This window comes from Thauera linaloolentis 47Lol = DSM 12138 (assembly GCF_000310205.1).
GTDB classification, from domain to species: Bacteria; Pseudomonadota; Gammaproteobacteria; order Burkholderiales; family Rhodocyclaceae; genus Thauera; species Thauera linaloolentis.
This window is the reverse complement of record NZ_AMXE01000118.1, coordinates 1-7,945: the sequence shown is the minus strand read 5'-3', so window position 1 is coordinate 7,945 and position 7,945 is coordinate 1. Positions and strand designations below refer to the sequence as shown.

Sequence of the window (7,945 nt, the reverse complement as noted above, 5' to 3'; positions counted from 1 at the left end):
CATCGATGTCGCCCATGGTGTGATCCTCGATGTGGAGCCCACGCCGGCCCACCGGACGGCGGAGGTGGAATCCACCAAGACCATGGTGGAGCGGGTCGAGGAACGCTTCGACCTCACCCCGCACCGACTCATCGGCGATACCGCTTATGGCACGGCGCCGATGTTGGGCTGGATGGTCGAGGAGAAAGGAATCGAGCCCTCTGTGCCGGTCTGGGACAAGAGTGAGCGTCGGGACGACACTTTCCCCTGCAGCGATTTCTTGTGGGACGCAGGGAAGAAGGAATACCGCTGCCCGGCCGGCAAGGCGCTCAAGCACAACTGGCGCCCCTTCAAGAAGCCGCGGAGCCATATTACCCAGGCCGATACCGTTGTCTATCGCGCCAGCCAACGTGACTGCACAGCTTGCCCAATGAAGGCCAAGTGCTGCCCGAATACCCCCATGCGGAAAATCGCCCGTAGCATCCATGAGGATGCCCGGGAAATGGCTCGGTGCATCCGAAAGACTGTCCAATACCAGCAATCCCGGTGTGAGCGGAAAAAAGTCGAGATGCTCTTTGCCCATCTCAAGTGCATTCTCAGACTCGACCGCCTGCGACTACGGGGTCTGAACGGCGCCCGGGATGAATTCACCTTGGCGGCTGCAGTCCAGAATCTGCGTCGGCTGGCCAAGCTAGCCAGTCCTCCGCGGCCCTTTGGCGGGCAAATTGCGTCCACAGCACAGGAAATTGGGTGAAATAACCCAGAAATCGGGGGCTTACCCCGAAAAAACGCCCTGGGGGCGGACGGCGGCAGCTCGGAAAGCGGGGTTTTCAACAGCATCCAGCGATTGCGGCCATTCAGCCGTTACCCGACAACCGCCCGCTGTTGCCAGGAGCTGCCCTTCGGCAAGGTCTGCTCTGCAGTCAGGTGTTGTCTTCTCCGTATAGAACCCGACCAGCCTTGAAGCTTTCGGCATCGGCGACTCGCGGTCTTTGAGAGGCCCTTCTGTTGCCGGTGCGGCGGCGCCCCCTGCACTACTCTAAAATGCTGTACCAAAATCCAGCTTTTGGGGTTTAATACGGCAATCGGTCGAAAAAAACCGACATGAGAGGGCTTGCGGCCAAGGTGGTTGAGCCCTCTACGGACATACCTCCCACTGATCGCCGCAAAGCCTTGTCTTGCCTGCGTAGAGTACGCCAAGCTGGGGCTATCTGGGCAACTCGGGTGGCCGAGCGGGCAACAAGAAGAATGAGCAAGACGACCTTTAGGTTCATCGACCTGTTCGCAGGACTCGGCGGCTTCCACATCGCGCTGAAGCGGCTGGGTGGAGAGTGCGTCTTCGCCGCCGAGTGGCAGGAACACCTCCAAGACCTGTATGAAGTCAACCACGGCATCCGCCCGGCAGGGGACATCACGGCCATCACCAAGGGCCACCTAGCCGAGGTCCCTGAGCATGACGTACTAACAGCAGGCTTCCCCTGCCAGCCGTTCTCCAAGGCTGGCGAGCAACTCGGCTTCGAGTGCACCAAACAAGGTGGCCTTTTCTTTGATGTCGAGAAAATTCTGGCAGCACGAAAGCCATCCTTTTTCATCCTTGAGAACGTGCCAAACCTGCTCAAGCACGATGAGGGCGAGACCTGGAAGAAGATTCAGAAGATGCTCGGCCTCGACGGACTTGGGTATCACATCGATGCTCAGAAGTACTCGCCGCACAACTTCGGCGTTCCACAAATTCGTGAGCGGGTCTACATCGTTGGCTCTTTAAAGCCGCTGGACTCGTTTGTTTGGCCAGAGCGATCCAACGAGGAGACGTCCATCGAGACTGTCCTCGACGAGAACCCTCCTGATGCCAAGAGGCTGTCGAAGCAAGTTCAGGAGTGCCTCGACGTCTGGAGCGAGTTCCTCCAGGCCTGCCCCAAGGGCTTGAACCTCCCTTCGTTCCCCCTATGGTCTATGGAATGGGGCGCGACATATCCATACGAAACCGAGACGCCCTTCGCCCGCAAGCTTCGGCTTGGTGCAGAGGGGTTGCTTGGCTTCTGCGGGAGTCATGGCGTCAAACTCGGGCACAAGGCCACGCTGGAGGAGCGGTGGAACGCACTCCCAAGCCATGCACGCACCGAGCAGTTTGTCTTCCCGAAGTGGAAGCAGAACTTCATCCGCCAGAACCGCGAGTTCTATGCGGCAAACCGCGAGTGGATTACCCCTTGGCGTCAGAAGATTCTGAGGTTCCCTTCGAGCCTGCAAAAGTTCGAGTGGAACATCCAAGGCGGACACCAGGATCTCTGGCAGTACGTGATTCAGTTCCGAGCTTCTGGTGTTCGGGTGAAGCGCCGCAATACCGCTCCGAGCCTTATCGCAATGACGGATACGCAAGTGCCAATCATCGCCTGGGAGAAGCGGTACATGACTCCGCTAGAGTGCGCACGCCTCCAGAGCATGGAGTCGCTCAAGCGTCTCCCCGACAAGCCGTCTCAGGCCTTCGCCGCTCTCGGTAACGCCGTTAATGCCGACGTGGTCGAGAAAGTAGCGGCCGCCCTGTTGAAATCATTACCAGGATTTGCGAAGGCAGCATCTACAGCAAGACAACTTGCAGCGGCCTAAACCGACCACAGGGAGGGGCTCGATTGGAGAACGAGAAGATAGAGATTCGCCCCGAGGTAACCATGCTCGGGGTGCTAAGACACCTGAACTACAAGCCGTGGTTCGCCATCGCGGAGTTTGTCGACAACTCGCTTCAGAGCTACCTTACCCACAAGGATGCCCTGCATGCAGTCGAGGCCCCTGACTTTCACCTGAAGGTCACGATAGACCTGAGTACGGCGGCTGGCGGTGAAATAGTAGTAACAGACAACGCTGCCGGCATCTCTGCGGCGGACTTTCCTCGTGCGTTCCGGGCCGCGCAGGTTCCAGCCGACCGCTCCGGACTCTCTGAGTTCGGCATGGGCATGAAAAGCGCGGCTTGTTGGTTCTGCGAGAACTGGTCGGTCCGGACCAAGGCGCTCAACGAACTCGTGGAGCGCAGCATTGCGTTCGATGTACAGAAGATTGTCGATGACCGCGTCGAGACGCTTACGCCCGGTAGCCGCCCGGCGCGGGCAGAGCACCATTACACCGTGGTCAAGCTCCTTGGCCTTCATCATCCGCCGGCAACTCGAACAGTCGCGAAGATTCGCGAGCACCTGGCTAGCATCTATCGCGTCTTCATCGCCAATGGGACGCTCGAGTTGAAGTTCAACGGCGATGTTCTCAAGTACGAGGCGCCGATGGTGTTGTCTTCTGTGCCCTACACCGCGCCCGGGGTGCCTTCGCAGACCGAGAGAACGCCGGTCAACTGGACCAAAAACATCGATTTCGATTTTGGCGGCGGCCAGCGGGTGACAGGCTTTGCAGCGCTGCGAGAGGTCGGCTCGACGACGTCGGCAGGCTTCTCGCTATTCAGGCGTGGCCGCTTGATTGAAGGAAGCTGCGACGAGACGTACCGGCCGCCGTTTATCTTCAAGAAGGCCAACAGCTTCACGTATCAGCGTCTGTTCGGCGAACTCCACATAGAAGGTTTCGCCGTCAGCCACACTAAGGACGGCTTCCGTTGGGAAGAGTACGAAGACATCTTCCTTGAGCACCTGAAGGAGGCTATCGAGGCCGAACCCCTGGACCTGATTTCGCAGGCGGAGAACTACCGCGCCCTGCCAACTCGCAAAAGCATCGCCGAGCGCGCACAAGTTGCAACGAACGCTGTTGCCAAGCACTTCCAGAACGAGGTTGCACCACTCATCGAAGCGGCCAAAAGTTCGCCGAGTGAGCCAACCGCAATCCCAGACCATTTGCCTGCGGACCAGTTGCAGGCGTCAGAGAAGCAGGTGACCATTAATGACGGTGACTGGCAGTGGGTCGTCACCATTCGCACGTCAGTGGACCCGGCTCGCGAGCGGTGGCTGTCCATCAGCAAGCACGAGCACGTCGATGGCGGTGACAACGTCCGGAACGTCGAAATCGAGTTGTCGTTGGCCCACCCGTTCTCTTCCGAGTACCTCGGCGCGAACAACGAAAACGTGGAGTTGCTGCTAAAGATGGCAACGGCTGTCTGCGTTTCGCTGCTCCTGTCACAGGACATGACCGGCGAGAGCCCCGACAGCGTTCTCCATCATCTCAACTATTTACTTAGAGGTGCGCTCGCCAGCGCGCCGGTGAACACCTATGGCAACATCAGTGACCGTGCTTGAGGGCGTCAGACCGAAGCTTCTTTGGTATCCGAAGGAGAAGGAGTTCACCACAGCGTTCCTGAGACTGAAGTCTCAGGACCCCAACGGGCCAAGCTACAAGGAACTCACCGAGGGCGAAGATTCAGTTCTGCTCATCGCCCAGCGCATCCTGGGCAGGTGCCATCCGCCAGCAAATCCTCCTGGGAAACGCACCGGCCTGGTGGTCGGCTACGTACAGAGCGGCAAAACGATGTCGTTCGAGACGGTCATCGCCTTAGCGCGTGACAACGGCTATGGGCTGGTCATACTACTCGCCGGTACGAAGAACATCCTTCTCGACCAGTCCGAGGATCGATTGATCAAGGACCTTGGCATCGACGACGGAGACGGTGGATGGTTTCACGAGAACAACCCGACCATAGCAAGGAAGGGCCATCTCGGTGACCGGTTGGCCTCGTGGCGAGGCAACCCGACTCGCAAGCGGGCAGTCCTGATTACCGTCCTGAAACACAGCGGGCATCTGGCGAACCTTGCCGCCCTGCTCCAAAAGTTACCGCTCGCTGAAGTTCCCGCTCTGGTCATCGACGACGAGAGCGACCAGGCCGGCCTAAACACACACGCCGCAGCTGTGCGCCGGTCACGGGCGGGGACGAACACCGCCAGCCAGACCTATTCATCCATCTTGCAGGTTCGCAACGCGCTACCGCATCACTCGTACCTTCAGTACACGGCAACGCCCCAGGCAAATTTACTGCTGGCGCAAGCCGACCTGCTGAACCCAGAGTTCTCTGAGCTTGTGACGCCGGGCGATGCGTACACAGGAGGCAAGGCGTTCTTCAAACAGAACACTGATCTGGTCAAGGTCATCCCGACAGCTCAAGTACCGTCGGCCACTGTTCGGCTAACAGGCGCACCAAAGACACTCCTTCAAGCCTTCAGAACGTTTCTCCTTGCTGCCGCTCATCATCAGTTGACGCGAACGGTAGGCAAGGACCGGAACCGGACAATGATGGTGCATCCGGCTGTCTTGACGACTTCGCACACGATGTACAAGAACTGGGTAGAGACGGCCCAGCGAACAACGTTTGCTGCAGTCAAACGCCTTCAAAAGACGGACCCGCCAGCTGCCGCCAAGCTGTTCGCCGACGAGTATGCTGCGTTGAAGGCGACGTTCCCGAACATCCTCCCTCTTCCTGCCCTCATTGAAGCGATGGTCGACGAGGTCTTCGACGATTTCCGGGTGGTCGAAATCAACGGGACCCAGCAGGCTGAGAAGAAGGTTAAGTGGAAGGAGACCAAGTACTGGGTACTCGTGGGTGCGGCGAAGCTTGACCGTGGGTATACCGTCGAGGGTCTCTGCGTTACTTACATGCCTCGCCCGCTCGGCACCTCGGCTGCCGCAGACAATCTTCAGCAGCGCGCTCGCTTCTTCGGCTACAAGAAGGGCTACCTCGGCCTTTGTCGAGTCTATGTGCAGAGCGATGTCAAAGACGCGTTCCGCGACTATGTCGAGCACGAAGAGTTCATCCGAGGTGCGCTCAGTTCCCACCGAGGGAAGCCTCTTTCGGAGTGGCGCAGAGATTTCATCCTGACTGACTTACTGAGCCCCACACGTCCCAACGTCGTGGGCTTGGACATCCGCCGTATACCGGTGAATGGATGGATGGTGCCTGGCGCACTTCACTGCGACCTTCCCGCTGTCAAGGCGAACCGCAGCACATTCGAGACCGTCACTGACGGATGGAAGCGGGCATATGGCCCGGTAATATCCGCATCGGACTTGCCCCAGTTCGTCAAGGCTGGCGTAACGTCGCCCGTGCCTGTTGTTGAAGGCGTGCCGCTAAAGGCGATACTGCAAGACCTTTTGCTCAAGGTGGAGGTGAAAGACCTTGTGGACGCCGAGGAGCACAGCGCTATGCTGATTGCGTTGGCGTCGATGCTTGCGAAGGACCCTAGCCTCGTTGCCGATGTGTTCTTTATGCCGAAGACCTACCGGTCACGCGTGGCTGGACGTGGATTCCCGGAGGCTGACTCGCGGGCACCTATCAACCAGTACTTCAGCAATACAGCTGGGTCGGTGAACGACAAGAGCCACTTCTCCCCCAAGCGCATCACACTTCATGTTCGGGAACTTTCGGTGGGCTCCGCCAAGCGCGATAGCAGTCGAGCGGACATTACAGAAGTGCCGTGGTTCGCTTTGCACGTACCGAAAAACCTAAGACAGCCGCTCATCATCGAGGAGCGCGGATAGTGCACATCCTCGCAGACTTCACCCAACTCGAGCCGGCGACGAGTCCTAACTCGTTCAACGCAATTCAGTTGCCAGGCGTTCGGCAGGACTACTTGGGCAAGGACCAGAATGGTGCGCCCGTCTTTCTTGTCGCCGATGAAGGCGAACCGGTTTATCGGCCAGTAGTACAGCATCGACACCTAAGCGCCGCGTTCTGCATGCTATGCCGTCTCAATGTCGACGAAGCTGAAGTCGTTGGCAAGTTTGCGCTCATCAGATTCGAGGGCAACGAGCCAGAACTGCACGAACTTTTCATCCGATGTGTAAGGGCAGCAATCGCAGACCTCCCCGCCTCAACTCAGACGCCGGAGATTGAGGCACGCGTGAACCGACTGCTCAGCCTGTTCCGTGCGCTGGCTCGTCCCGCGGGGCGTGAGATATCCGGCATATGGGCCGAACTGTTCTGCATTGCCACGAGCGGCAACGTGCCCCTAGCTGTGGAGCGTTGGCACAACGACAACGCTGAGGCCTTTGACTTTTCGTGGGGACAAGGGCGGCTCGAAGTCAAATCTACGGTCGGGACTTTCCGCGTTCACGAATTTTCCCTGGATCAACTGCAGCCGCCGAGTGGCGGTTCTGGCTATGTGGTCTCGTTGATGCTCAAGGCGGCGAACGCCGGTGAAGGGGTACTCGACCTGGCGAAGAAGGTCGAAGTGAGCCTGAACGACGACGTCTCTTTGCAAGCGAAGCTGTGGGCGCTCTTGGTGCAATCACTGGGCTCCGATTTCTCGGAAGCACTCGACCGAAGGTTCGACGTCGAACTGGCGGCAAAGCAGTTGATGTTGTTCCGCATGGAGGATGTCCCAAGCCTACCCACCATCTCTGACAACCGTATTTCATCGGTCAGGTTTAAGTCGGACTTGTCATCAGTCCAGTCCTCACTCAGCTCGAATGGCGTAGCGGCGCTCAAGGCGTTGTTTTGAGTGCCGACATTGGCCGCATGCGCCGACTGCCGCAGTTTGTAATCGACGCTACGGCACCTTAAGAGTAAGCGTCCGCCCAATGCCGTCTTCCCTTGAGCGTAGCCGTCGCTGACGATCCCCCCTCGGAGGGGGCACCCAACCTTGTGCCCACAATGGATTTCATGGACACAAATTTGGACCAACATCCGCGTCGCGGCCCGCGCGGGCCGTACCGCCGCCACTCGATCGAGTTCAAGCGCGCCGTCGTCGAGCAGTCCCTGCAGCCGGGCGCCTCCGTATCGCGGCTTGCGCGCCTGCACGACATCAACGCCAACCAGATCTTCGCGTGGCGCAAGGCCTACCACGAAGGTCTGTTGGGCGCCGCTGCGTTCGTGCCGATCATCCTTGCTGATACCGACGGTTTGGACGCGCCCGAGATGCTGGAGGCGCCAGCGGCTGCGTCCGGTCGGCTGACGATCGAGCGCAAGGGTGCACGGCTGGATTCCACCTCCGCCGTCCGGTGGGCCGGCGTGGGCTCCACATCGAGGATCACACCATGGGCGACATCGATG

At 59.0% G+C, this 7,945-nt stretch carries 5 protein-coding genes and 1 pseudogene; all 6 read left to right on the top strand.

All coding sequences use genetic code 11. The features are described from left to right. Positions 1-733 (top strand): transposase (locus tag C666_RS17815; RefSeq protein ID WP_004346318.1); only part of this gene is annotated, 733 nt, incomplete at its 5' end. A gap of 494 nt (positions 734-1,227) precedes the next feature. Continuing rightward, positions 1,228-2,583 carry a DNA cytosine methyltransferase gene (locus C666_RS17810; protein WP_004346316.1) on the top strand — a complete coding sequence of 452 codons (1,356 nt, stop codon included), beginning with the start codon at positions 1,228-1,230 and terminating at the stop codon, positions 2,581-2,583. A gap of 23 nt (positions 2,584-2,606) precedes the next feature. After that, positions 2,607-4,202 (top strand): ATP-binding protein, encoded by a 1,596-nt coding sequence (locus C666_RS17805; protein WP_004346313.1) that lies wholly within the window; start codon positions 2,607-2,609, stop codon positions 4,200-4,202. After that, positions 4,177-6,432 (top strand): Z1 domain-containing protein, encoded by a 2,256-nt coding sequence (locus C666_RS17800; RefSeq protein WP_028792451.1) that lies wholly within the window; start codon positions 4,177-4,179, stop codon positions 6,430-6,432. Before C666_RS17805 ends, C666_RS17800 begins: the two co-directional genes overlap by 26 nt. Further along, entirely contained in the window at positions 6,432-7,394 is a 963-nt protein-coding gene (locus C666_RS17795) for a PD-(D/E)XK motif protein (protein WP_004346310.1), read from the top strand. The genes C666_RS17800 and C666_RS17795 overlap by 1 nt, the downstream gene beginning before the upstream one ends. Positions 7,395-7,546: 152 nt before the next feature. Continuing rightward, positions 7,547-7,741: pseudogene (locus tag C666_RS21020) on the top strand (transposase); the annotation flags it as partial. Between the last annotated feature and the right edge of the window lie 204 nt (positions 7,742-7,945).

Excerpts from the sequence above, each read along its gene's own strand:
- C666_RS17810 (WP_004346316.1), top strand. The coding sequence starts at position 1,228 with ATGAGCAAGACGACCTTTAGGTTCATCGACCTGTTCGCAGGACTCGGC.
- C666_RS17800 (WP_028792451.1), top strand. The coding sequence starts at position 4,177 with ATGGCAACATCAGTGACCGTGCTTGAGGGCGTCAGACCGAAGCTTCTT.